Origin of the sequence: Kitasatospora sp. NPDC091207 (genome assembly GCF_044768625.1) — a bacterium.
Lineage (GTDB): Bacteria > Actinomycetota > Actinomycetes > Streptomycetales > Streptomycetaceae > Kitasatospora.
Window position 1 is genome coordinate 48,477 of sequence record NZ_JBIVVS010000028.1, and the last position, 25,344, is coordinate 73,820.

The following is a 25,344-nucleotide window of genomic DNA, read 5'->3' on the forward strand; positions in this document are numbered from 1 at the left end:
CCGCACGACCTCCTCACCGTCGAAGGCGTGCACGATCGTCTCGCCCCAGCCGCTGCACGACTGTCCGCGCACCCTGACAACCGTCCTCGTCGGGCATCCCGACCCGCTGCGTCTGCGCAACCGAGTCGCCCTGACTGCCGGGCGGGGGCCGGTCAGGGCCAGAGGTGGGCGCCGAGGGTGGTGCCCTCCGGGGCGCCGGGGAGGACGTAGGCGACGGCGGAGGCGGTGTGCTCGATGAAGGGGTTGAGCGCGTCGCGGTCGGCGAGGCGGTTCTGGACCCGGGTGAACTGGGCGGGGTCGCGCATGAAGGCGCAGAAGAGCAGACCGCGGTCGCCGGGGCCGTCGTCGTAGCTGTAGCCGCGGCGCAGCATCCGGGCGCCGCCGTCGAGGCGGGGGCCGGTGAGGCGGACGTGGGCGGTGGCGGGGATGACGTAGGCGCCGTCGGGGCGCTTGGCGTAGAGGTCCGGCTCGTCGTGCTCGGCGGTGCCGGTCAGCGGGGCGCCGTCGGTGGCCCGGCGGCCCATGGCGAGGTCCTGGGCCTCTCCGGGGAGGGCGGTGAACGCGGCGGTGTCCATCCGGATCCGCCGGTAGACCAGGACGGTGGCGTTCTCGTGCGGCCCCGGCGGGCCCCAGACCCACTGGCGGGCGGTGTCCTGGTCGGGGTTGGCGGTGCCGTCCTTGAAGCCGAACAGGTTGCGGGGCGTGGCGCCCGGTGCGGTCGGGGGCAGGAAGCCGGACTGCGCCCAGCGCGGCGTGGCGCCGGCGGCGCGGGCGGCCGTGGTGGCGAGCTCGGCGACGACGGCGAGCGTCCAGTGATCGGCGGCGCACAGGTGGAGCAGCAGGTCGCCGCCGCCGCGGGCCGGGTCGAGGCGGTCGCCGGGGAACGGCGGCAGGTCGGCGAATCCGGCGGGGACGGCGAGGGCGAGGCGGGCGGCGAGGTCCGGGCCGAGGCCGACCAGGGAGGTCAGCCGGTGCACGCCGTCGTCGGTGCGCAGGCGCGGGTCGGGCGTGGGGCCGACCACCGCGGCGAGGGTGCCGGTCCAGGCGGTGAGGAGGGCGCGCAGGGCCGCGCGGTCCGCGGCGGCGGAGGTCGGCGGGAGGTCGAAGGCGAGCAGCTTCGTCGCGGGGAGTTGCGGGGCCGCCAGGACGGCGGAGGTCAGCGCGGCCTGCCGGGCGCCGTGGAACGGGATCGGCGGCTCGGGCGGCGGCGCACCGGTGCCGGCGGTGGCGCGACCCGGTGCGCGGTCGTCGTCCGCCAGTTCGCCGACCGCCGCGCCGACGCCGGCGGCGAGCACCGCCCCGGCCGCCAGCAGCGCGCGTCGCCGCCCGACGGCGTGGCCCGCGGCGGGGTTCGACGGCGGCGCGATCTCCGATTCAGGGGGCATGCGCCCTATTGGAGACGGTAGAACACGTGGCATGCAAATCAAGCTTTCTGACTGTCACTCATTCTCCAGGGCGGTTGTCGCGACCGCCGTGGCCGCCGCGGTCGCGGTGGCGGCCGGCGGGTGCTCCTCCACCGGTCCGGCCGCGTCGGACGCCGCGCACCCGCCCGGGAGTGTCGTCCGCGTGCCGGAGGACTTCCCCACCGTGCAGAAGGCGGTGGACGTCGCAAGGGAGGGTGACACGGTCCTGATCGGCCCCGGCACCTACCGGGAGAGCGTGCGCGTGGCCAAGCGGAACGTCGTGGTGCGCGGCACGGACCGCACCGCGGTGGTGTTCGACGGCGGGCTGAAGCTGGCCAACGGCATCACCGTCACCGGGCCCGGCTCGGTGGTGGAGAACCTCACCGTCCACGGCTACCTGGCCAACGGTGTGCTGTTCACCGGCGTCACCGACGAGAAGCTGCAGCAGCGCGGCGCGGGCGGCTCGGCGTACGACCCGCTGGACACCGGCCGCTTCCCGCCCGTGGTGGGCTTCCGGGCGACCCGGGTCACGGCGTACGACAACGGGCTGTACGGCATCTACGCCTTCGACGCGCGCGCCGGGGTGATCGAGGACTCCTACGCCTCCGGGCACGCCGACTCGGGCATCTACGTCGGCCAGTGCAAACCGTGCGACACCCTGGTGCGCGGCAACACGGTGGAGCGCAACGCGGTCGGCGTCGAGCTGACCAACGCCTCGGACGGCCTGTGGATCCTGGGCAACCGCGCGGCGGGCAACCGGGTGGGCGTCACGGTGAACTCCAACGACCTGGAGGCGCTGGCCCCGCAGCACGGCGCGGTGATCGCGGGCAACGTCGTCGTCGACAACAACGCCGCCGACTCGCCGGAGCAGGCGGACGGCGGCTTCGGCATCGGCATCGGGATCGGCGGCGGCACCGCGAACCGGGTGGAGCGCAACCTCGTCCGGGGCAACCGCGCGGTCGGTGTGGTGGTCACCGACCCGGCGGGGCACCCGGCGAGCGGCAACCGGGTCGAGGGCAACCAGGTGGACGGCAACGGCGTCGATCTGGTGCTCGCCTCCGTCGACCCGGGCAACTGCTTCGGTGGCAACCGGCCCGTCACCCAGAGCCCGGCCGGCCTGGAGGCCGCGGCGGCGTGCGGCGGACCGGGGCGCGGACCGCTCCCCGGCGGCCGCCCGGCACCGGTCCAGGCGCCGCCCGGTGTCCCGTTCAGCCAGGTGCCGGCGCCGCCCGCGCAGCCGTCGCTGCCGGACCCGGCGGCGCCCGGCCGTCCGGCGACCGGCCTGCCGGGGGCGGTCGACCCGGCGGCGTACCCGCTCCCGACGGACCCCGGCACGCTGCCGCCACAGCCGGCGGGCTGACGGCGGGCCGGATGACGGCGCCGGCGGGCCGGCCGGATGGCGGCGGGCGGCCGGCCGGCCCGTCAGCCGGTGAGCCAGGGGGCCTCGGGGAGCTTGGCGGTGTCGTCACGCCCGCCGAACGCGACCGTGGTCGGCGTGCCCAGGCCGGGCAGCCGCATCGTCACCCGCCCCAGCACGCCGTCGTCGTCGACCCAGTAGGTCAGCGGCGACCGCTCGCCGTCGGGCGCGGCGCCCTGGGCGCGCGGGCCGGAGAACCGGTCGTAGTCGCGGCCGTCGAGCCGGTCGCGGCCCAGCCGGCGCGCGCCGGACTGGGCGAGCAGCAGCGGGTTGTCGGGCCGGTCGGCGCCGAGCTGGACGATCAGCTGGAGCCCGGCGTCCAACGGGTCCGCGGTGTAGGTGCGCGGGGACCAGCCCTGCCGGGCCACGCGCTCGGCCTGCTGCCAGGCCGGGCCCTCGGCGCCGGCCGGTTCGGGGGCGAGTCCGAGGCCGCCGGCGTCCCAGACGACCAGGCCGCGGTCGAGCGGGCCGTTCGCCCCGGTGACCTGGTAGCGGCCGGCGCCCCGGCGGGTGCGGTAGTCGACGACGCCCTCGACCCGGACCTCGACGCCCCCGCCCTCGGCCGCGGTGAGCTTCACCGCGACCGGGCTGGCCTGGAACAGGCTCAGCCGCGACAGCGCGAGCCGGGAGGCCTCGTCGACGGTCACCGCCCGCTCCCCCGGCTCGGCGGCGACCGTGCGGTAGGCGACCAGGCCGCCCGCGGCGGTGGCGCACACCGCGAGGGCGACCAGGGCCCTGAGCCGGAAGGTCCGACGGCGCGGCCCGGGAGGTGTCGTGGGCGGGTCGGCCTTCGTCTTCCGGGCCATGGGTCTTCCTTCTCTCGTCGGTCGGGTCACCACACACGGGCGGGTCCGGGGACCTGAGGTCCCCGGACCCGCCCGATCGGCGGCGGCGCTTCAGCAGCGGCGCCTCAAGCGGCGACCCCGCCGGGGGTCAGCCGCCTGGGGTCGCCCCCGGCGGCCAACTACCGGGGGTCGACCACAGGGGGTCGGCTACCGGCGCCAGGCCCGGCGCCGGCGGGCCATCAGGACGAACGCCGCGCCGAGGACGCTCAGCGTGCCCGCACCGGCCAACAGCACCGGGATCCCCTCGCCCGCACCGGTGTTGGGCAGGTGCGAACCGGGGGCGGGGAGCGGCGCGGGCGGCGTCGCCGCCGGGGACGGCAACGTCGGGGCCTGCGTCGGCGTGGGCGTCGGGGTCGGCGTGGGCGTCTCCGTCACCGTCGGCGTGGGTGTGGGCGTCGGCGTGGGCGTGGGCGTCGGGATCAGCCGGTTGACGGCCGTCACCTCGACTCCGGTGGCGAGGTTGTCGGCGTTCAGCACCAGCGGCCCGAACACCGTGGTGGCCGGCGCGGAGTAGCCGTCCGGCGGGCTCACCTCCTGCCAGTAGTACGTGCCCGGTGCGCCGCTGCCCGCGCAGATCCCGTCGGCCCCGGTGGTGCAGGGGTCGCCGACCGCCGTGTCGGACTTGTCGCCGGTGCTCTGCAGCCCGTCGGTGCCGTTGGTCTCCTTCCAGAGCCGGAACTTCGCGCCCGCCAGCGGCTTGCCGTCCTGGTCGTGCTTGACCAGGCGCAGCGCGCCCTCCTGCTGCCGGAAGCCGAAGTCGAAGGTGTGGTCGTTCTCGCCCGGCCCGCCGGTGGTCAGCGCCCGTTCGACGTACTGCCCGCCCGCCGGGACGACACCCTTGGAGTCGATGAAGGTGTTGTCGCCGACGTCCGCGTCGGTCGGCACCCACTGGTACAGCGGACCGCCCTTGGCGTAGTCGGCGGGGTTGTCCAGCCGGACGGTGTACTTGGTGCGCGGCTTGAGGCCGCCGGTGACGTTGGAGTCGTCGAAGTAGTACTCACCTCGCGCGGTGGTCTTCGTGGTGCCGACGAGCTTCCCCGACTCGTCGTACAGGTTGACGGTCGCCTCCGGTACGGGACGCTGACCCGGGCGCTGGATGCCGCTGCGCTCGGGGTCGTACCAGACCCGGTTGCCGATCTGGAGCGGGGCCTGGTCGCAGAGCACCTCCAGGTCGCCCATCGAGGCGCCCTTGCCGAACGGGGCGATGGGACCCGCCGGGTTGAGCCGCAGGCCGAACTTCGGGTCCTGCGTGCCGTCGCGCTGGAGGAACGACGTGCCATAGCCGAAGGCGGTGTGGTTGGGGTCGAAGGCGGAGGTCGCGATGGTGTTCTCGGTCTTCGAGAAGGCCATGCCGGCGAACGCGGTGTTGCGGTGACCGCCCCAGCTGGTGTCGAAGAAGCGGGTGCCCCGGGGGGACAGTCCGCAGCCACTGTTGGTGTCCAGCACGTACGTGCCGTTCGCCGGGCAGGCCTTGTTCAGGTCACCGCCGGACATGACGACGGCGACGGAACCCGGCGCGGGCGCGGCCGGCGCGCGGTCGCCGAAGCGGTCGCGGAAGGACAGCAGCATCGAGCCGTCGGTCTCGAAGGCGATCTCGCCCAACTCCGGCTCGGGGTTGGCGATGGTGGAGCTACCGCACGGACGGCCGTTCTGGGTGGTCGGGTAGGTGTTGGTCCACGGGAACCAACCCGCTCCGTCGCACGGGCCCCCGCCGACGGTCGACTGGCGCGGGTAGTCGAGCGGCTGGCTCAGGACCGCCGGCGCGAAGGCCCCGGTGGCCGGGTCGAACGGCAGCACCACCGCGCGCAGGTCGGACACCTGGCCGGTCGACTCGCCCGAGCAGACGCCGCCGAGGTAGCCGGTGCCGTCCTGCAGGCCGAGGCCGAACGGGCGCCAGTCCCCGGCCGCCGGGCAGCCCGGGTCGGGGATCGGGTAGGCGGCCTTCGGCGCGGCGGCCGTCGGGCCGGTGGCGTCGTAGCGGTAGAGCTTGCGGTCGGCGAGGTTGACGACGAAGAGGTCCTTGCCGTCGTCGGTGATCTTGATGCCGCCGAGGCTCTCCTTGCCCGGCGTCGCGAGGAACGCGTCGTCGGTGCCGCCGCCGTGGACGGTCCGGCCGGCGTCCGGGACGGTGGCGAACAGCGTGGTCCGCTTCGTCTCCAGGTCGGTCACGTAGATCCCGCCCGCGCCGCCGGGGCCGTAGTCCGTGGTGCGCTTGGCGACGGCCGAGGAGAACACCCGCCGGTCGGCGCGGTTCCACGCGATGCCGAACAGCGTGCCGGTCTCGGCGTTGGTGGCGACGTTCGTGACGTTCACGTCCACGCCGTCCTGGCCGCGCGCGCTGTACGGGAAGGAGACCAGCGTGCGCTGCGTCCCGCCCTCCCGGGTCGTCGGCTGGCAGGTGGTCACCAGCGGGGCGTTCTTCTGGCAGTAGTCACCGGGGCTCCACAGCCCGGTGGTGAGCACCGCGTTCTTGCCGCCGGAGAGGTCGACGAACTCCTCGTTGCTGCTCAGCTGGTTGGGCGCGCCGGCCAGGCCCTGCCGCGAGGCGAAGGCCGGGTAGAGCTTGCCCGGCTTCGGGTTCACCACCTGGACGCGGTACTTGCCGCCGGTGAGCTTGCTGCCCGGCGTCAACGTCACCGTGCCGTCCGCCGCCGTGCTGCCCTCGACGCCGGTGCCCGCGTCGTCGGTGAGGGTCACCGTCACGCCGGCCATCCCGGGCTCCAGCGCGGGCGTCCACACCCCGGTGGTGTCCACGGCCCGCACCACCCGGACCGTCACCGTCCCGTCGGCCGCCTGCGGGAACGCGGCCGGGGCGGCCAGCAGCGAACACGCCCCGATTCCGAGGAGCAACGCCGCGGCGCCCCCCACGGTCCGGCGGCCGAGCACTCCCGGACGCCGCCGCTCCGGGCCGCGCACGGCACCGGGCTCCTGTTCACGTGTCGTTGTCATCCCTGCTCTCATCGTACGGTTCGGGCCCTCCGCCCCGACCCCGCGAGGGAGTTCGAGCGTGACGGAAAGCCGCCCATCCTTAATGGGAGCGTAAAGGGCATTCACACAAGTTCGCAGGAGAACCAGGAACTTTGACAGGGCGTCAGACGTTCCGTGTCCTGCGGTCCGGCGCCACCCGCCGAGTCCCGCTCACCCGTTCCCGGCAGCCGCGCCACGACGCCGGCCGGCCCGTCCGCCGGAGCCGGGCGACCGCGCACGGCCGGGTCCCCTCCGCCACCCCCGGGACGGCGAGCGGCCGTCGGCGTCCGAAACCCCCGCTTTTCCTGGCCTCTTGACCGAACGTCGGCTTCCGGCCACGACCGGCCCGTCAGCCGGGTGGAGCGGGACCAGCGCCCGGCGGGCCAGGGGAGCCTGACCCGGGCCCGGAAGGTGCCGGCCGGCGGGTCGACCGTGATCAGCGCGTCGTCGAAGCCCAGCGGCCCGACCACCGGGAGGCACGCCTGGTAGACGGATGCCCTGGCGCTGAACAGCAGTCGGTCCCAGCTCACTTCGGGCCGCCGGACGAGCAGCCGCTCGACCCACGCCCGCTCCGCGGCGAGCGACACCAGCGGCAGCACGTCCGGGTTGCCCAGCCGCTGGTTCGGCTCCGCGTCGACGCCGATCGCCACGACGGTGCGCGAGGGGGCGACGGCCGCGGCGTGGTACCGCGGGTGTGGGTCCGACCACACCGGCCACCGCCGGTACGCCTGAGCCCCCGCTCCGGCGCCCCACCGGGGGCGCCGGAGCCGCCACGGCCGCCCAGCCCCCCGGCGACCCGTGGGCCCGGGATCACCCGGGTCGGGCAGGGGGCATGGCCCCAGGGCTGCACTTTCGGGGATGGGAGCGGGAGGTGCCGGCGGTGTAGGGAGAGGAGAGCAGGGCAGCGGAAGGCGACCGGGAGGGCCAGTGCGCGCGAGGGCGGACGATCGCAGGGGGAACGGCGGCGAGCGGGCCGGCGGAGGTGACCACAGGGCCCGGGAGGCGCGGGTGAGCGGGCCCGTGGCGGGGGCGATGTCCCCGGAGCAGGCTCGTGAGCTGCAGCGGAGCATCGGCAACGCGGTCGTGGCCCGGATGGCGCGGGGCGGGCGGGAGGAACAGGGCCCGGACCCGGTCCAGCGGTCCAGCGTGCACGAGGTCCTGCGGGGGGCCGGACGGCCGCTCCAGGGGCCGGTGCGCGCGGAGATGGAGGGGCGGCTCGGGGCGGACTTCTCCGACGTGCGGCTGCACACCGGCGCGGCCGCCCAGCGGTCGGCCGCCGAGATCGGCGCGCGGGCCTACACCTCCGGCCGGGACGTGGTCATCGGGCACGGGGGCGGCGACCGGCACACCCTCGCGCACGAGCTGACCCATGTGATCCAGCAGCGGAAGGGGGCCGTCGCCGGTACCGACCGGGGGGACGGCCTGCGGGTCAGCCATCCCGGCGACTCCTTCGAGCGCGAGGCCGAGGCCAACGCGCGACGGGTGATGGCGCGGCCGGCCGGCCGACCGGAGGCGGTCCGGCGGGCGGAGCCGGGCGCCGCCGCCGCGGGGGCCGGCGAGCCCGCCGTGCAGCGGAAGCTGGGGTTCGAGACGGAGATCGACATGCCCGTCGAGACGTCCGGCGGCGCGACGTACGAGGGCGACACCGACCTGGCCGAGAGCACCGCGGCCGACTTCAAGCTGGTCTCCGACAAGCGGTCGTTGCGCAACGGGGCCGACTACTCGAACCTGGAGTTCGTGACCGGGGCCGTCTCGGTGGTCGGCACGGGGAGCGAGTCCGGGCCGGCGGCCCTCGAACGGCTGGTCGACGAGATCAGGACGGTGCGCGAGGCGTTCTACCGGGCCACCGAGAAGACCCCGCTGGCGGGCATGGGCCTGGAACTGGAGATCCTGCCCGCGGGGCAGGACGCCCGGATCGCCCCGGACCTCGACTTCCCGAACTACGCCGGCGCCCCGGGCATGGGCGACGGGCTGTTCGTCCACTACTCGGTCGGTGTGCCGCTGGCCGGGATGCCGATGTTCTTCGACCACCTCCGGGATGCCGCTCCCCAGGCCCCGGGGGCGCCGCTCCCCCGCGCCCGGTTCCGGCTCTCGCAGTCGAAGACGTTCGCCGAGCAGGTCGTGGCCCGGTACGAACAGGGCCAGGAGTCGGCGCGCAAGCGCAAGCGGCTGGAGACGGACGCCCTGGACGGCTACAGCCAGCTGTTCTTCATGCAGGTCGCGGCCATGGCCGACTACCTCGCGCAGGACGAGGACCGGGGCCAGATCAAGAACCTGACGGTCGTGCTGTCCCGCTCCCAGCTCACGGACGTCCGCGCGCTCCTCGACCCCGGGTTCCAGGAATTCCTCTCGGACAACAGCGAGGCGATCGTCGACGAACTCGCGCAGTTCCAGGAGGATCCGGGCGACGGCGGCGCGAACCTGGAGTTCCGTGACGACGCCACCCGGGAGATCGACGGCCTCCCGGTGTCCCTCCTCACGTTCGCCGAGTCGACGCTGAAGGGCGTCCCGCAGATCCCTCAGCAGAGCGTGTTCGGCGGGATGAACCAGATCGCCCCGCACGAGGAGGAGGGCGCCATGATGGTCCCCCTCGAACTCCGGACGATGGGCTCCCTGATGAAGACCTGGGACGAGCTCAAGGCCGAACTGCGCGACCTCGCGAGCTGGGCGGAGGAGGCGTACCGGCACGACCGGTCGCTGGCCGGCGACACGGCCCGCAGGCGCGCCGGTTCGTGACGCGTACCGGCAGCTGACCAGGGCCGGCCCGTGACGCGGGCCGGCCCCCGGTACGCGCCGACACGCCGGGGACGGCCGCCGTCCTGCCCGTTCGGCGCCCGAACGGTCGGGCGGGCGCCGGGAGGGATCGGATCCAGCCGTATTTGAACGACCGTCAGGTTCACATTCGAACGCCGGGCCGGAGCCGCCCAGGGCCGCCGGAATGAGAATGTACAGTCACGAGCAGGGTTCCTTCCCGGCCTCCGAACCGTCGGTTTTCAGCCGGAACGACTCGGGCTCCCCTTTGCTCACGGGACAACCTGACAGACGATGCGTGTGGCATCTGTTCACCTGAGGTCGCTCAACACGCCACTCACGTTGAGGACCTCGTGGCACTCCTGGGCCTGCTGGCCGGTGGCCGGGGTGCCCGGCTTCGCACAGGTCACCTGGACCGTCACGGTCTGGTTCTCAGTGATCCTGATGGGGGTGACCCAGTGGTAGTCCTGGTTACGGAACGTCTCCAGCGCGATCGTCGTGATCTTGCGGTCGCCGAAACCGATCGTCACGACGCCCTCGTCGCCCTGGAAGTTGGCGACGACGATGTCCGTGATCCCGAACGCCTTGCCCACGGGCACGGTGTAGGTGCCGGCCTTGGTCTCCCCGCCGGCCGTCGTCAGGTCGATGGTGGCCGAACTCTGCTGCCCGCCCCCCGACCCGGTCCCGGCGCCGCCGCCCGTGCCGGTGCCCGTGCCCGTGCCCGTGCCGGTACCGCCCGCGCCCGCCCCGGGCGGGGTGCTCCCGGCCCCGGAGTCCGGCTGCCCGGGGCTCGCCGCCGGGGTCCGGCCGCCGGCCGCCGCCCCGGTGGGGGTCGGCTGTTGCTGGACCGCCTGGTCGGCGGCCTCCCTCGCGGTGCTGCGCACGGCGGGACGCACCAGCAGGAACCAGGCCAGCAGCAGCGCGAGGAGCGCCGCCAGGGCCGCCAGCAGCCAGGTCGGGAAGATCGGTATCTGGACGAACTCGGCCTCCGGCCGCGGTCGCTCCCGGTCGTCCTCACCGGCGTCGTCGGTCCGGGCCCCGGCCTTCGCACCGGTCTTCGCTCCGGTCTTCGCTCCGGTCTCCGTCACGGTCTCCGCCACGGTGACGGCGAACGGCCAGGTGGCCGGCTTCCCGAACCACACGGGCTTCCCGGCCCGGACCCGCAGCGCCACCTCCGCCGACTCGCCCGGCTCCAGCTTCGGAGCCGCGGGGCGGATGTCGAACTTCAGGTCCTCACCGGGCTGCGCCGGGGTGAATCCCACCTGGACAGGACGGTTGCCCTCATTGTGGACGGCGAGGCGGTAGCGTCCGCGCAGCCAGCCGCGGCGGCGTTTGGGAGCGCTCTCGGCCCGAAGCTGCCGGAATGCCTCGACCCGCACGGTGGTCTCGGGGACCTTGACCGCCTCGGGGTGCTCGGTGGGCAGGACCCGTACGGCCAGTGGCACCTCGCCCGCCCGCACCCGCGGCGAACGCGGGGGCGCCAGGCGGATGGTCACCGTTTCCGAGGTGCCGGGGTACAGGGAGACGCGGTCGGGCTCCACCGTCGTCCAGGCAGCGCAGTCACCGACGACTTCCAGGCGGTACGCCTCGACGATGTCGCCGTCGTTGCGAACGGTCAGGCTGGTGGTCGCGGTACCGCCCGGCGTCACCGTCACCGACGGGATGTCGAGGCCGGGCGCGCCGGGGCTGGGAGTGGCTGCTGGGGTCGTCACGCCGCGACGCTACGCCGCCGCCCCGCCCGCCTCCACGGACGCGGGGGCAAGGCCCCGGGCAGCCGCGATGCCCCCGCGAACTCCTCCCAACTCCCCTGTCCAGGCGCTTTGTTGCCTTCGATCCCGCGGTACTCCCCTCATACGCATCACGGAACAGGTACGCCTCATGCTCCACACCGACCTCATCGGCACCGTCCACCCGTCCGGCACCGGCACCACGCGGCCGACCGTCCCGCCCCAGGGCCGCGCCCCGGCCCACCGCCCGGCCCACGCCCGGGCCGCGCACGAAGCGGCCGCCGGCGAGCCCGGCGGGCGGGTCACCGTGGCCGTGTACGCCTCGGACCCGGTCCTGCACGTCGGGATCGTCCAACAGCTGCGCCAGCGGCCCGAGGTGGAACTGGTCGACGACGCCGACGCGCACGAAGCGCGGGTCTCGCTCGTCGCCGTGGACAGCGTGGACGACGAGACGACCGCCCTGCTCTACCGGCTGCGCCACAACTCCGCCACCCGCACCGGGCTCGTGGTCGGCACCTTCGACTCGGGTGACGCCTTACAGCGCGCCATCGAGTGCGGGGTCACCGCGGTGCTGCGGCGCGCGGAGGCCGACCAGGACCGGCTGCTGCGGCTGGTCCTGGCGATGGCGAACGGTGAGGGCGTCCTGCCCGGCGACCTGCTCGCGAAGCTCCTCGACCACGTCGGCAGCCTGCAGCGGTCGGCCCTCGACCCGCACGCGGTGTCCCTGTCCACGCTGACCCCGCGCGAGGCGGACATGCTGCGCCTGGTGTCGGAGGGCCTGGACACCGCGGAGATCGCGCGCAACACCTCGTACTCCGAACGGACCGTCAAGAACGTGCTGCACGAGGTCATCACCCGGCTCCAGTTGCGCAACCGCTCCCACGCCGTCGGCTACGCGCTGCGCAACGGGCTGATCTGAGCGGGTCGGCACCGGCTGCCCGAAAGCGCAGCCGGCCCTTCCCCCGGGCCCGGCCCCGGGGCCCTGCCGGGCCGCGGCCGCGGGGCGGCAGGCTGGCGCCCGTCGGACATGGATGCTGGACCGGACTGTGAGGTGGACCGTGATGGGCACGGGTGGCTCCGGCCGTCGGCGACACCGCTGGGGCAGGGCCGGTGCGGCGCTGCTGCTGCTGGCGCCCCTGCTCGCGGTGACGGCGGCCGCCGGCCCGGGCGGCACCGGGGACCGGCCCGCCGCGGCCGACGCCGGGGCCCGGGCCGCGGCGGCCGACGCCGGGGAGAGCCGGATCGCGTACGCCGGTACCCGCCACCGGAGCCTCGGCCGGGTGGCGACGGACACGACGAGCCCCCCGTTGTTCGGCGAGGGCCCGGCGCACTTCGACGTCCAGCCCGCCGCCCTGGGCGACCGGCTGGTCTTCGCGAGCCGCCGCGACGAGCAGGCCCCGCAGGTCTACCTGCGCTCCGCCGACGGCTCGGTGCGCCGCCTGACCAGCGGTCTGGACGCGGCGAACCCGCGGCTGACGCCGGACGGCCGGTCGGTCGTCTTCGACGCGGCCCGGCCCGCCGGGGCCGGTGGCACCCAGCGCGACCTGTGGCTGGTGCGCACCGACGGCACCGGCCTCACCCGGCTGACCGACACCCCCGCGAACGAGGAGCACCCCACGGTCTCGCCCGACGGCGCGCGGCTGGCGTACTCCTCCGACACCGACCGGGCCGCCGGCCGGCAGGTCTACGTCCGGCCGCTGCGGGGCGGGCCCGCCACCCGGGTCTCCGACCCCGCCGACGGCGCGGGCACCGAGCCGGTGTGGAACCCGGTGGACGGGCCGGCGACCCGGGACCGGATCGCGTACACCGCCACCGGACCGGACGGGCCCCGGCTGCGGTGGACCGACGGGCGCACCGGCGGGCCGCTGCTGGCGGGCCCGCGGGCACAGTGGCGCACGCACGGGGCAGCCTGGCTGCCCGACGGGAACGACCTGCTCTTCCTCAGCCCGGACCGGACCTGCAGCTGTGAGGGCGACTGGGACCACGTCTTCCGGGTGAAAGCGCTCTCGGAGGACGAACCGAAGGTGGTGCTCAGCGAGGACCGCGAGGTCGGACCGGCCACCTGGCTCGGCCCGCTCCAGGGCGGTGGCGCGGTGGTCGAACGCGTCTCGGCGGACGGCCCGCACGTGGTGACCCTGCAGGACGTCCGGCCGGACGGCTCCGACCCCCGCGACCTCAACCGGACCGTCCTCAAAGAGGACCCGGCGGCCGACACCGAGACGGACCCGGCGAAGGACCCGCTGTTCCGGCCGGCCGCCGGGTACGACCCGTGGACCGAGCGGCAGAACTACACGCCCGACGGCCGCCGGATCGTGCTGACCCGCTTCGAGGACGCGCCGGCCGGACCGGACCTGCCGGCCGGGCGGATCGAACGGATCTGGATCGCGGACGCCGACGGCTCCGGCCCGACGGCGCTCCCGCTGGCGGGCCGCGGCCCCCGGGACTGGGACACCGATCCGACGTTCTCCCCGGACGGCCGGTACCTGGCCTTCACCCGGACCTCCCCCGGCGGGGTCGGCGGCGCCTCCGGTCCCGGACGGATCCTGATCGCGGACGCCGCCACCGGCGCGGTCCGGGACGTGATCGTCCCGCCCGAGGGGCAGCTCCAGGGCGGCGACGCCCAGCCCACCTGGTCCTCCGACGGCTCGGCCCTGGCGTTCACCCGCAACCAGGTGATCAACGGCGGCGGGGGCAACAAGCACGTGTGGACCGTGCCCGTGGACCACCTGGACCGGCAGCGCGACCTGAGTGCCGCCCACTGCCCCGGCGCCTGCGAGGTCGTCGACGACAGCCCGGCGTTCTCGCCGGACGGCGCCACCATCGCCTTCAACCGCAAGAACGGCGCCGGCCGGGTCGACGAGCGCGACGGGATCCTGCTGGTCGCCGCGGCGGGCGGCGGCTGCCGGGTGCTGCTGCCCGACGCGGCCCGCGACCGACCGGGGGCCTGCGGCCGGGAGCTGCCCGACACCACCGCCACCGGGCCCTTCCAGCCCCGCGACGCCGCCTGGAGCTCCGACGGCAGGACGCTGGTGATCAGCTCCCGGGCCGCCCTGGCCGCCAACAGCCCGGAGAAGCTGTCCCTGGTGGACGTGGTCTCCGGGGCCCGCACCCCGCTCACCGCCGGGCTGCCGGGCCGTCAGAAGGAACCGGGCGTCCAGCAGTCCGTGGACCTCGCGGTCCAGGCACCCGGTACGGTCGCGCCGCTCACCGCGGGCGAGTCCGGGACCGTCCGGGTGGACGTCGTCAACCACGGCCCGGCCGCCTCGCCCGGGACCAGGCTGACCGTCGCGCCCCCGGCCGGGGTGACCGTCACGGGCCTCGCCGCGCCCGGCGCCGTCTGTGACGCGGCGGCGCTGGTCTGCGCCCTGGGCGTGCTGCGCCCGGGCGCCACCGTGCCGGTCACGGTCACCGTCACCGGGGTCGAGCCCGGCGACCAGCCCCTGGACTGGTCGGTCACCGGTGCCGTCCTCGACCCCCGTCCCAGCGACAACACCGGCCGGACCGTGGTGCCGGTGCTCCCGGCGCCGGCCCCGCCGACGCCCGGTCCGACCCCGACCCCGACGGCGGACCCGCCGTCGACCCCGGTACCGCCGCCGCCCCCGGCCCCCGCCCCCGCGCCGCCGGCCCCGTCGCCGGTCGGCACGCCCCCGCCGCTGCCGCCCGCGCCGCCGGCCGGCCCCGGACTGAGCCTCACGGCGCAGCCGAACCCCGGTTACGTGGGTGGTCGCGTGGTCCTCACGTACACCGTGCGCAACGGCCGCGAAGGACTGGCCACCGGTCTGCGGCTCCGCGTGGGCCTGCCCGGGGGCGTGCCCCACGACGGGCCGCCGCCGGGCTGCGACCGGGCGTGGGTGTGCGCGCTGCCCGACCTCGCCCCGGGCGCCCGGACCGTCGTCCAGGTCGTCCTCAGCCCCGATCAGGCCCTCACCGGCCTGGTGACCGGCTCCCTGACCACCACCGGCACGGACGCCGACCCCGGGGACAACGAAGCCCGTCAGCAGCTGCGGATCCTCCAGCCGCGGATCGTCGCCGTCCCGCCGATCGGCAAGCCCGGTTTCGTCACCTCGGTGCGCGGTGAGGACTTCCCGCCCGGCGCGCCGGTGCGGTTCACCTGGCAACCGGGCATCACGGCCGCGGCGGCGCCGACCGTCCCCGGGCCGGACGGCCGGTTCATCGGCCAGTTGCTGATCCTCGCCAAGGACCAGACCGGCCCCCGGGTCATCACCGCGAGCGGCCCCGGCTTCTCCCCGGTGCGGACCGACTTCCTGGTGGTCAGCGGCACGGTCCAGCCGCCCAACGAGATGATCCGCCGATGATCCACGAGGTCGACGAGGGGCTGCGCCGGCTGCTCGCGGAGTCCGGCCTGGACGCGTCGGGCGTCGACGTGGTGTTCGACGCGCCGACCCGTGACTGGGCGGCCCGCCGCAGCGCCCCGACGGTGTGCGTGTTCCTGTACGACGTCCGCGAGGACCACACCCGGCGCGCCAGCGGCGCGGGCGAGGTGTACGACGCGGACGGCTTCCTCGCCGCGCGCCGGGCCCCGGCCCGCTGGTTCGAGCTGACGTACCTCGTCACCGCGTGGGCGAGCCGGCCGCAGGACGAACACCGGCTGCTCTCCCAGGTGCTGAGGTGCCTGGTGTCCACCGACGCGCTGCCCCCGCGCCTGCTCACCGGCTCGCTCGCCGAACTCGGCCTCATCGTGGGCCTGGACGGCGGCGGCACCGGGCTCGACGCGCCCGCCGCCTCCGACGTGTGGTCGGCGCTGGGCGGCGAGCTGAAGCCGTCGCTGGGGCTGCGGGTGAGGGCGCCGCTGGCCGGGGCCACCACCGCCGTCGCCCCGCCGGTCACCGAGGGGCTCGTGGTCCGCGCCGCGGCCCGGACCGCACCGGAGGAGCCGGGGTCCGCGCGCCGCCTGCGCTACACGGAGGTGGCCGAGCCCGGTCCGGAGGGCTTCGGCGGCTCCCGGGAGCGGGGGCCGGCCCCCGCCCGCCGCCGACGCGGGGAGCGGCAGCCGTGACGCGGACCCTGGAACCCGCGGCCGCGACGACGGCCCCGGTCCCGTACCTGTGGACGCGGCTGCGGGTCGTCGAGGAGCGGGTGCGCGAGGCCGTCGCGATCCGGCGCGCGCTCGATCCCGACCCGGACGATCCGTACCGCGGCCAGTTCCTCACCCCCGAGGCGGTCGCCCGCGTCCTGGACGAGGACCACCGGCCCGCTCCGCCCGCCCTGCCCGGTCCGGACGCGCCGCCGCCCGGCTCGCCGCTGGCCGTGCTCGCCGCCCGCTTCGCCCTGGCGCCCCTGGACCTGGACCTGCTGCTGGTGGCCCTGGCCCCGGACCTGGACACCCGCTTCGAGCGGCTCTACGGCTACCTCAACGACGACCTGACGCGCCGCCGGCCCACCGTCGGGCTCGCCCTCGAACTGTGCGGGCACCGCGGGGCGGCGGCGGCCCGGTTCCGGCTGGCTCCCTCCGCGCCGCTCCTCGCGGGCGGTCTGCTGGAGGTCACCGAGCCCGAACGGCCGCCGCTGTCCCGGGTGCTGACCGTCCCGGACCGGGTCACCGCGCACCTGCTGGGCGACACCGCGCCCGACCCGCTGCTGACCGGTGTGCTCGGCCGGCCGGCCGGTGATCCGGCCGTCGACCCGGCCGAGCTGCGCCGGGCCGCCGCCGCGGCCGGGACCGGCACCGGCCATGTCCACCTGCGCAGCCGGGGCGGCGATCCCGAGGGGCTGGCCGTCGCCGCGCTGCGGGCGGGCGGGCTGGCACCGCTGGCCCTGGACCCGGCGGCGCTGTCCCACGACCCCCGGGGCGTGCCGGGCGTCGCCCGGGCCGTCGCCCGCGAGGCCCGGCTGCTGGGCGCGGGCGTCGTCCTGGGGCCGCTGGAGGAGCTGCCCGACCGGCCCGACGAGCGGGCCCGGGTCCTGCGCACGCTGTGCGACGCCCTGCGCGGCCTCCCCTTCCTCACCCACGGGAGCGGCGGCTGGGAACCCGCCTGGGCGGCCGACACCCCCGTCACCCTGACGGTGGCGGCCCCGGCCCCCGACCGGCAGGTCGCGCGCTGGCGGCACGCACTGGAGCGGGCCGGCGAGGAGCACGGCGCGGGGGGCGACGAGGGCGTCGGCGAGCACGGGGCCGAGGCGCTCGCCCGGTCCGTCGCCGCGCACCGCCTGGACGCCGGGCAGCTGCGGAGGGCCGCCGGCACCGCGGTGCGCACGGCCGCGCTCGACGGCCGCCCGGTCTCCCCGGACGACCTGCGCACGGCCGTCCGGGCCCAGAACGGCGCGGGGCTCGCCCGCCTCGCCCGCCGGGTCGAACCCGCGGTGGGCTGGGACGACCTGGTGCTCCCCGCCCCCACCCACCGCAGCCTGCGGGAGCTCGCGGTGCGCGCCCGCCACCGCGAACAGGTGCTCGGGCAGTGGGGCATGCGGCCCGGCGGCGGGCGCGGGCGCGGGGTGATCGCGCTGTTCGCGGGTTCGTCCGGTACCGGCAAGACGATGTCGGCCGAGGTGGTGGCGGCCGACCTGGGCATGGACCTGTACGTGGTGGACCTCTCCACGGTGGTCGACAAGTACGTCGGTGAGACCGAGAAGAACCTGGAGCGGATCTTCACCGAGGCTTCCGCCGTCAACGCGGTGCTGCTGTTCGACGAGGCGGACGCGATCTTCGGCAAGCGTTCGGAGGTCAAGGACGCCCACGACCGGCACGCCAACATGGAGTCGGCGTACCTGCTCCAGCGGATGGAGTCCTTCGACGGCATCGCCGTCCTGACCACCAACCTGCGCGCCAACCTGGACGAGGCCTTCACCCGCCGCCTGGACGTGATCGCGGACTTCCCGGTGCCCGACGCCGACCAGCGCCTCGCCCTGTGGGACCGCTGCCTGGGCGACCGGGTGCCCCGGGGCGACGACCTCGACCTCCACTTCTGCGCGGACCGGTTCGACCTGGCCGGAGGCTCCATCCGGGCCTGCGCGGTGACCGCCGCGTACCTCGCCGCCGAGTCGGGCGGACCGCTGACGATGGCCCAGACGGTGACGGCGGTCGCGCAGGAGTACCGCAAGCTCGGCCGGCTGGTGCTGGAGGGCGAGTTCGGACCGTACGTGGCCCAGGTCACGCGGCTCTGAGCCGGGACGGCCGGCGGACCGTCGCGGCGGGCCGGGGAGGGCCGGGGAGGGCAGCGCCCTTGCCCCCGGGCAGGTCCCCCGGTCCCTCCCGCCGGCGACGGCCCGCCGGAAAGGGTGGGGCGGGGCGCGACGGAGCGCGACCGGGTCCGTCGACGGCGTTCCGCCGTCCCTCGTCCTTCGTCCGCCGTCCGCAGAACCTGGCCGGAGATCCACCGAAGACCGTCCACCGAAGACCGGTGACACGAAGGAGCGAGCATGCCGACGTACCTCACCCCGGGGGTCTACGTGGAGGAGGTGCAGTCCGGTGCCCGCCCGATCGAAGGGGTCGGCACCGCCGTCGCCGCGTTCGTCGGGCTCGCCCCGGCCGGCCCGTTCCACGAGCCGACGCTCGTCACCAGCTGGGACCAGTACTCCCAGCGCTTCGGCGGCTTCACCGAGGGCGCCTACCTGCCCCACGCGGTCTACGGGTACTTCGCCAACGGCGGCGGCGCCGCGTACGTCGTCCGGGTCGGCGGCTCCGACCGGGACAGCTCCGCGCCGGCCGCCACCGCGGGCCCCCAGCAGCGCGCGGCGGAGCCCGTCGAGCTCGGCGGGTTCCTGCTCGCGGTCCGGCCGGGCGTCACCGGCGTCTCGGTGGAGATCGCCGACGCGGACGGCGAGAACCCGCCCGAGGACCGGTTCAGGCTGCTGGTCCACCGTGACGGGGCGGTGGCCGAGACCTTCGAGGTGTCGGCCCGCCGGAACGTCAAGGGCTACCTCGTCACCCAGGCCCGCGGCTCGGCGCTGATCGAGGTCACCGAGCAGCGCGGCACCGCCCAGGGCCGGCCCGCGAACCAGATCGCGGCCCTGCCCGACGCGCCCGCCGCCGTGCCCGCCCCGGCCGCCGGCCAGGACGCGGTGGCCCGGCTCGACCCGGCCGAGTACGTCGGCGACGCGGCGGCCCGCACCGGGCTCGGCGGCCTGGAGACCATCGACGAGATCACCATGGTCGCGGTGCCCGACCTGATGGGCTCCCACCAGCGCGGTGAGATCGACGCCGAGGGCGTGCGCACCGTGCAGCTGGCCGTGATCTCGCACTGCGAGCAGATGGGCGACCGGGTCGCCGTCCTGGACGCCCCGCCCGGTCTCTCCGCGCAGCAGGTGCGGACCTGGCGCAACGACGAGGCGGGCTACGACTCCCGCTACGCCACCCTCTACTACCCCTGGATCCGGGTCTTCGACCCGGCCGCCGGGCGCAACACCACCGTCCCGCCGAGCGGCCACATCGCCGGTGTGTGGGCGCGCAGCGACGCCGAGCGCGGGGTGCACAAGGCCCCCGCCAACGAGGTGATCCGCGGCGCGGTCGACCTGGAACTGCGCCTGAGCAAGGGCGAGCAGGACCTGCTCAACCCGATCGGGGTGAACTGCGTCCGGTCCTTCCCCGGCCGGGGCATCCGGATCTGGGGCGCCCGCACCCTCTCCTCCGATCCGGCCTGGCGCTACCTGAACGTGCGCCGCCTCTTCAACTACCTGGAGGAGTCCATCCTCTTGGGCACCCAGTGGGTGGTCTTCGAGCCGAACGACGACCGGCTCTGGTCGAGCATCCGGCGCAACGTCACCGCGTTCCTCACCGAGGAGTGGCGGGGCGGCGCGCTGTTCGGGCGGACGGCCGCCGAGGCGTTCTACGTCAAGTGCGACCGGGACAACAACCCGCAGGAATCGATCGACCAGGGCCGCGTGATCTGCGAGATCGGCGTGGCGCCGGTCAAGCCGGCCGAGTTCGTGGTGTTCCGGCTGGCGCAGTTCTCCGACAGCACCAGCCTCATCGACGAGTGACCCGCAGGTCCGGCGGTCCCGGAACGGCCGGGACGAGCAGCAAGGAAAGGTGACAGACAGTCATGGCAGAGGGCGATGCTCTTTCCACCCATATCTTCGGCGTGCAGCTCGGTGGCTACCTGGTCGAGTCGATCCAGGAGATCAGCGGCCTGACCGTCGAGGAGGAGGTCGTGGAGGTCCGGCAGGTCAGCAAGGACGGCAAGCAGATCATCCGCAAGCAGCCCGGCGCCCGCCAGGCCGGCGAGGTCACGATCACCCGGGGACTCGACAAGAGCAGCGAGTTCACCACGTGGATCAAGGAGACCCTGAACAACGGGGCCGTCGACACCGCCCGGCAGAACCTCACCATCGAGATCAAGGACTCCACGGGCGAGACCGTCCGGCGCATCCAGCTGATGAACGGCTGGGCCTCCAAATGGGAGGGCCCCTCCCTCAAAGCCGGCGAGTCCGCCGCGGCCACCGAGTCCGTGACCATCGTGTTCGAGGAGATCATCGTCGAGTGACATCCTCCCCGCGCTGAAGCACGGGGATTCCGGTCGCGCCTGCGGCACGGGGCTTGCGCCCGGTGCGGCCGGCGTTCCGGTGGGTTCCTGTTTCAACGGGCCGTGCCCGGCGTGGGATCGCCACCCCGGGTCCTACCGGCCCTCCGCAGGCGTTCAGCCTGTCCGCCCGCCCGGCGGCCAGGATGTTTCGAGCAGCATTGAGGTCACGGTCATGGCAGGCACCGCACGCACCGCACGTCCACTCGCGGATGTTGAGCGGCTTGGGTCCGTCCAGGACCCCGCACGCGGAGCACACCTGGCTGGTGGGCTCGTACCGGCCGATGATGCCGACGTGCCTGCCGTAGCGGGCGGCTTTCTCGGTGAGGAGCCGGCGGAAGGTGGACCATCCGGCGTCGTGGACGGACTTGGCCGGGCGGGTTCGGGCCAGGCCGCGCACGTTCAGGTCTTCCAGGTAGATCGCTTGATTTTCGCGGATCAGCCTGGTCGTCTGCTTGTGCAGCCAGTCCATGCGGGTGTCGGCCACCTTCGCGTGCGCCCTGGCCACCTTCCTGCGGGCCTTCTCCCGGTTCTTCGACCCCTTCGCCCTACGGGACAGCGCCCGCTGCGCGGCCTTGAGCTTCCTCTCCGCCTTCCGCAGAAAGCGCGGGTTGTCGATCACCGTGCCGTCGGACATCACGGCGTAGGTGGTCAGGCCGAGGTCGATGCCGATCTCGGTGTCCAGCTCGGCGAGATGGTCCGGCTCGATGTCCACGACGAACGAAGCGAAGTACCGGCCGGACGGGTCCAGCACGATCGTCACCGACGACGGGTCGGCGGGCAGAGCCCGCGACCACTTCACCCGGACGTCACCGATCCTGGCAAGGTTCAGCTTGCCGTTGCCCCGCAGGCGGAAGCCGTTGCGGGAGAACCGCAGCGACTGCCGGTTGTCCTTGCGCGACTTGAACACCGGAAGGCCCACCGGGCGACCGGCCCGCTTCCCCGACAGGCTGTCGAAGAAGTTCCGGTAGGCCGTGTCCAGGTCACGGATGGACGACTGCAACGCGTCAACCGACACCGACCCCAGCCACGACCGGGCGTCCGTCTTCTTCGCGTCGGTGATCACCGCTTTGGCCGGCGCGCCGGTCGGGATCCTCGACCGGTCCGCTTTCCATGCGGCCTTCCGCAGGGCAAGCGCATCGTTGTACACCACCCGTGCGCACCCGAACGTACGGGCCAGCAACTGCCGCTGACCCACCGTCGGATATACACGATAGGAGTACCTGAGATGCACGGGACCAACCTATGGGCAGGCACTGACAACCGGATGCCGTCACCCGCACGGCGGTCCGCCCTGACGGCCAAACACCGCACCCCGACCTGCTCCGCAGGCGGTCCGCCTCCTCCCCCGCAAGCGGGGGCGCCCCCGCCCCCGGCCAAGGCCGAGGGTATCCACGGAGGTTCCCGATGAGGCGACGTACGGTGACGGCGGGCAACCTGGAGGAGATCCTCCAGGCCACGGCGCCCGCCCCGGCCCCGGCACCCCCGGCGGCACCCTCCGCCGGCGCTCCGGCGCGGCGCGAGGAGCACGCGCTGCGCACCGAGTTCGAGTTCGAACTGCCGCGCGGGTACGTGGACGAGGCGGGCACCCTGCATCGGCACGGCTCGATGCGCCTGGCCACCGCCCGCGACGAGCTGCGGCCCCAGATCGACCTGCGGGTCAAGGAGAACCCGGCGTACCTGAGCGTGGTGCTGCTCAGCCAGGTCATCACCCGGCTCGGCACCGTCACCGACGTGCACGCCGGGGTCGTGGAGCGGATGTACGCGACGGACGTCGCGTTCCTCCAGGACTTCTACCGGCGCGTCAACAGCGAGGGCCACACCCGCGCGGCGGTCACCTGCCCGCACTGCGAGGGCGGCTTCGAGGTCGACCTCTCCGGTGGGCGCCTGGGGGAATCGTGACGTACGCGCTCCCCCGGCTCAGGGAGGAGATCGCGTACATCGCCTACCACTTCCACTGGCAACGCGACGAGATCCTCGACCTCACCCATGACGAACGCCGGCAGTGGGTCGCCGAGATCGCTCAGATCAACTCCCGGATGAACGAAGGCGGTTGAGCAGATGGCGTGGCGGGACAGGGTGCGCCGGCGCGCCACCGTGCCGGACGCCGCCCCCTCGGACGGCGCGGGTGCGGGCACGGCGGGTGCGGGCGCGGCGGGTGCGGTCCAGGAGGCCGCCGCCGGCCGGGGCCCGGGCGTACCCGCGGACTGGGACGGCGGCTGGCGCCGCACCGCGCCACCCCTCCTGACCGTGTCCCGGGCGCCGATGGGCGTCAGTGACGGACTCGCCTTCCGGGACGGGCTGGCCGCCTGGCGCGACCCGTCCTTCGACAGCGGCCTCGCCCACGCCCTGCTGCCGACCGCCCCGACCGGCCTCGTCCGCGGCATCGCCCGCCCCGCCACCGCGCACCCCACCCACAGCGGCGGCGGCCCGCTGTTGCTCAGGGCGCTGCGCCCGTCCGACGCGGACACCGCGCCGGAGGCGGGGGCGTGGGCACCGGTGCCGGAGGCGCCTCCCGCGCCGGGTGCGCAGGCCACCGGGCGGCCGCAGGCGGGTGGGTCGGGTGCGCGTGCTTCGGCGAAGGGCGCCCCGGTGTCCGCACAGGCCGCGCCCGCGGCCAGGCCGGGCACCGGCCGCTCGCGGGCCGACGAGGCCGGCGAGCGGCCGGGTCGGTCCGGCGGCAGGCGGGAGGCCCCCTCGGGGGCCGGGGCGGCGGGCGACGCGTCCGGCACCCACGGCCGCACCCCCGCGCAGTCCGCGGCGGTGCTCGGCGCGGACGCCGCTCCCGCCGTCCAGCGAGCCGAAGCGACCACCGCAGTCCCAGCCACGGCCCCAACCGGGGCCGGCCGTACGCCGGCGCCCGCACGGCTCCCGCTGGTCCGCCGGATCGCGGTGGCCCCCGGCGCCTCCGGCGAGGGCGCCCCGGGGGCGGCCCCCGCCTCCCGGCCCGTGCAGCGGACCGCCGCCGGAGCCGGCTCCCTCCCCGCCGCCACCGGCCGCCGACCAGGCCGGGAGGCGCCCACCACCACCGGCACCCGCCCCGGCCACCCCGGCGAAGGCGCTCCGGCGGACCACGCCGAAGCGCCGCACGCCGTGGTGCGGACGCGCCCTGTCGGCCGGCCGCTGACCGTCGCCGCCCGGGTGCCCGCCACACCCAGGCGCCGGGTGCCCGCCGTGCGCCCCGCCGTCCCCCCGGCACGCATCGACGGACCGTCCCCCGACGCACCCGTACAGCGGGCAACCAACCACGCGCCCCCTCTCGGCACCCCACCGTCCGAAGCCCCGGCGCCCGCCGCGCCCTCGGACGGGGTCGGCCCCACACCCGCTCCGGCACCGGCCATGCCCGTCGTCCAGCGGCAGGCGGAGACCGCCCCCGACCACCCCGGCACACCCGTGCTGGGCGCGGACGCGGCTCCCGTGCAGCGCGCGGCCGACCGCCCTGCCCTGGGCGCTTCGGCAGCTGAACTCCACTCTCCTGCAGGCCTCTTGGGGCTGGAAGCCACCACCCCCGCACCAGCCGTGCCCACGCTCCGACGCCAGGCGGAGACTGCGGCCGACGCACCCGTGCAACGCGCTGCCGCCCGCCCCGCCCTGGGCGCAGCGGCGGCCGAACACCCCACTCCTGCCGCATCCTTGGGGCCGGCACCTGCCCCTCACGCACCAGCCATGCCCACGCTCCAACGCCAGGCGGAGACCGCAGCCGACGCACCCGCGCAACGCACGGCCGAACACCCCGCCCCCACAAAGCCTTCGAGGCCGGAGCTCGCCACCCCCGCACCAACCATGCCCATCGTCCGGCGCCCGACCGAAACCATCGCCGACACCCCCGTGCAACGCGCTGCCGAACACCCCACCCTCGGCGCACCGGCGGCCGAACACCACACCACCGCAGCACCCCTGGGGCCAGAACCCGCCCCTCCCGCACCAGGCATGCCGATCGTCCGGCACCCGACGGAGAGCCTCCCCGGCACCCCCGCGCAACGCGCGGCCGGCCGACCGGCCCTCGGTCCGCCGCTGGCCGAACTCCCCGCCACCGCAGCACCCTTGGGTGCCGGCGCGACCGTCCGGACGCGGGCCGGTGAACCCCCCTCCACGGCCGCGCCCTCGGGACCGGCCCTGCCCGTCGTGCAGCGGCAGCCGGAGGCTCCGGCTGCCGAGGGCGGCCCCGGGCGGACCACGCGGCGGCCGCGCGCCGGCTTGGGGGCCCCGCTGCCCGCGATGCCGCCGACCGCCGCGCGCCCGGCGACGCCGTCCGCCAACCGCCCCGCCGTCCCGTCCACCGTCCAGCGCATGCCCGTGCCCGTGCCCGTGCCGGGAGCGGGACAGCACCCGGCGTCCCCGGCCCCGTCACCAGCTCCCACCTCCCCGACCACCGCGCCCCCGGCCACCGCGCCCCCGACCACCGCGTCCCGGCACGGCGGTCGCGCCGGAGTTCCCGCGCCACCCGCAGGGGCCCGGACGAGTGGGCCCGTCCCGCTCGTCCTCGCCGGTCGGGCCGGGGCCCCGGGCCGGGCACCGGCCGCTCCGCACCGCAGCGTCCAGCTGCTCGCGGCGCGGCCCCTGGCCCTCGGCAGCGGCCGGGACATGGGGAGCGCGACGGCCCCCGTCACCGCCGCCCGCGCGGTGAGCCGCCCCGTGGTCGCGGCACGCTGGGCCGCCCCGCCCTCCACCGCCGCGCCGCAGCACGTCCAGCGAGCGACCGGCTCCCCCGGCCCGCACCCGGTGTCCGCGGCCGGCCCCCTTCGTCCGTCCGACCCC

Annotated in this window: 16 protein-coding genes; 10 read left to right on the forward strand and 6 right to left on the reverse strand. The window is 75.6% G+C overall.

Features of this window, described 5'->3' with window-relative positions:
• Positions 1-152 precede the first annotated feature (152 nt).
• Positions 153-1,385: a Dyp-type peroxidase gene (locus ACIQTO_RS32365; RefSeq protein WP_402395666.1), complete on the reverse strand. Its 1,233-nt coding sequence runs from the start codon at positions 1,383-1,385 to the stop codon at positions 153-155.
• 181 nt (positions 1,386-1,566) lie between these two features.
• On the opposite strand from ACIQTO_RS32365, the gene ACIQTO_RS32370 reads away from it, so the two are divergent.
• Entirely contained in the window at positions 1,567-2,763 is a 1,197-nt protein-coding gene (locus tag ACIQTO_RS32370; RefSeq protein WP_402395668.1) for a right-handed parallel beta-helix repeat-containing protein, read from the forward strand.
• Positions 2,764-2,825: 62 nt separating this feature from the next.
• Here the strand turns inward: ACIQTO_RS32370 and ACIQTO_RS32375 are convergent, their stop codons facing one another.
• The 3 genes from ACIQTO_RS32375 to ACIQTO_RS32385 form a co-directional block, all read right to left on the reverse strand.
• Entirely contained in the window at positions 2,826-3,626 is an 801-nt protein-coding gene (locus tag ACIQTO_RS32375; RefSeq protein ID WP_402395670.1) for a hypothetical protein, read from the reverse strand.
• Positions 3,627-3,812: 186 nt separating this feature from the next.
• Positions 3,813-6,614 carry an SdrD B-like domain-containing protein gene (locus ACIQTO_RS32380; protein WP_402395673.1) on the reverse strand — a complete coding sequence of 934 codons (2,802 nt, stop codon included), beginning with the start codon at positions 6,612-6,614 and terminating at the stop codon, positions 3,813-3,815.
• 101 nt (positions 6,615-6,715) lie between these two features.
• Complete coding sequence (locus ACIQTO_RS32385) at positions 6,716-7,342, reverse strand: hypothetical protein (protein WP_402395676.1); 627 nt, start codon at positions 7,340-7,342, stop codon at positions 6,716-6,718.
• Positions 7,343-7,640: 298 nt separating this feature from the next.
• Here ACIQTO_RS32385 and ACIQTO_RS32390 point away from each other — a divergent pair, with 298 nt between their 5' ends.
• On the forward strand, positions 7,641-9,368 hold the full coding sequence (locus ACIQTO_RS32390; protein WP_402395679.1) for a DUF4157 domain-containing protein: 1,728 nt from the start codon (positions 7,641-7,643) through the stop codon (positions 9,366-9,368).
• Between the two features lie 326 nt (positions 9,369-9,694).
• Here ACIQTO_RS32390 and ACIQTO_RS32395 read toward each other — a convergent pair whose 3' ends face one another.
• Entirely contained in the window at positions 9,695-11,095 is a 1,401-nt protein-coding gene (locus ACIQTO_RS32395) for a hydrolytic protein (protein ID WP_402395681.1), read from the reverse strand.
• 166 nt (positions 11,096-11,261) lie between these two features.
• Between ACIQTO_RS32395 and ACIQTO_RS32400 the strand changes: the two genes are divergently transcribed.
• The 6 genes from ACIQTO_RS32400 to ACIQTO_RS32425 all read left to right on the forward strand — a co-directional run bounded on the left by ACIQTO_RS32400 (position 11,262) and on the right by ACIQTO_RS32425 (position 20,550).
• On the forward strand, positions 11,262-12,029 hold the full coding sequence (locus tag ACIQTO_RS32400; protein ID WP_402395683.1) for a LuxR C-terminal-related transcriptional regulator: 768 nt from the start codon (positions 11,262-11,264) through the stop codon (positions 12,027-12,029).
• A 142-nt stretch (positions 12,030-12,171) separates the two neighbouring features.
• The gene (locus tag ACIQTO_RS32405) at positions 12,172-15,426 is read left to right on the forward strand and encodes a hypothetical protein (protein WP_402395685.1); all 3,255 of its coding nucleotides are present in this window, start codon (positions 12,172-12,174) and stop codon (positions 15,424-15,426) included.
• Complete coding sequence (locus ACIQTO_RS32410; RefSeq protein WP_402395688.1) at positions 15,423-16,127, forward strand: DUF4255 domain-containing protein; 705 nt, start codon at positions 15,423-15,425, stop codon at positions 16,125-16,127. Before ACIQTO_RS32405 ends, ACIQTO_RS32410 begins: the two co-directional genes overlap by 4 nt.
• Positions 16,124-18,232: an AAA family ATPase gene (locus ACIQTO_RS32415; RefSeq protein ID WP_402395690.1), complete on the forward strand. Its 2,109-nt coding sequence runs from the start codon at positions 16,124-16,126 to the stop codon at positions 18,230-18,232. Before ACIQTO_RS32410 ends, ACIQTO_RS32415 begins: the two co-directional genes overlap by 4 nt.
• A gap of 255 nt (positions 18,233-18,487) precedes the next feature.
• Positions 18,488-20,047 (forward strand): phage tail sheath family protein, encoded by a 1,560-nt coding sequence (locus tag ACIQTO_RS32420; protein ID WP_402395693.1) that lies wholly within the window; start codon positions 18,488-18,490, stop codon positions 20,045-20,047.
• A gap of 62 nt (positions 20,048-20,109) precedes the next feature.
• Positions 20,110-20,550 carry a phage tail protein gene (locus ACIQTO_RS32425; RefSeq protein WP_329884140.1) on the forward strand — a complete coding sequence of 147 codons (441 nt, stop codon included), beginning with the start codon at positions 20,110-20,112 and terminating at the stop codon, positions 20,548-20,550.
• On the opposite strand, the gene ACIQTO_RS32430 is transcribed toward ACIQTO_RS32425, so the two are convergent.
• Positions 20,537-21,820, reverse strand: a complete 1,284-nt coding sequence (locus ACIQTO_RS32430; RefSeq protein ID WP_402395695.1) for an RNA-guided endonuclease InsQ/TnpB family protein — start codon at positions 21,818-21,820, stop codon at positions 20,537-20,539. The genes ACIQTO_RS32425 and ACIQTO_RS32430 overlap by 14 nt on opposite strands.
• Before the next feature lie 173 nt (positions 21,821-21,993).
• Between ACIQTO_RS32430 and ACIQTO_RS32435 the strand changes: the two genes are divergently transcribed.
• Together ACIQTO_RS32435 and ACIQTO_RS32440 are read left to right on the forward strand one after the other, a co-directional pair.
• Positions 21,994-22,488 (forward strand): hypothetical protein, encoded by a 495-nt coding sequence (locus ACIQTO_RS32435; RefSeq protein ID WP_402395698.1) that lies wholly within the window; start codon positions 21,994-21,996, stop codon positions 22,486-22,488.
• Positions 22,485-22,643, forward strand: a complete 159-nt coding sequence (locus tag ACIQTO_RS32440; RefSeq protein ID WP_387888261.1) for a DUF6760 family protein — start codon at positions 22,485-22,487, stop codon at positions 22,641-22,643. The genes ACIQTO_RS32435 and ACIQTO_RS32440 overlap by 4 nt, the downstream gene beginning before the upstream one ends.
• Positions 22,644-25,344 lie beyond the last annotated feature (2,701 nt).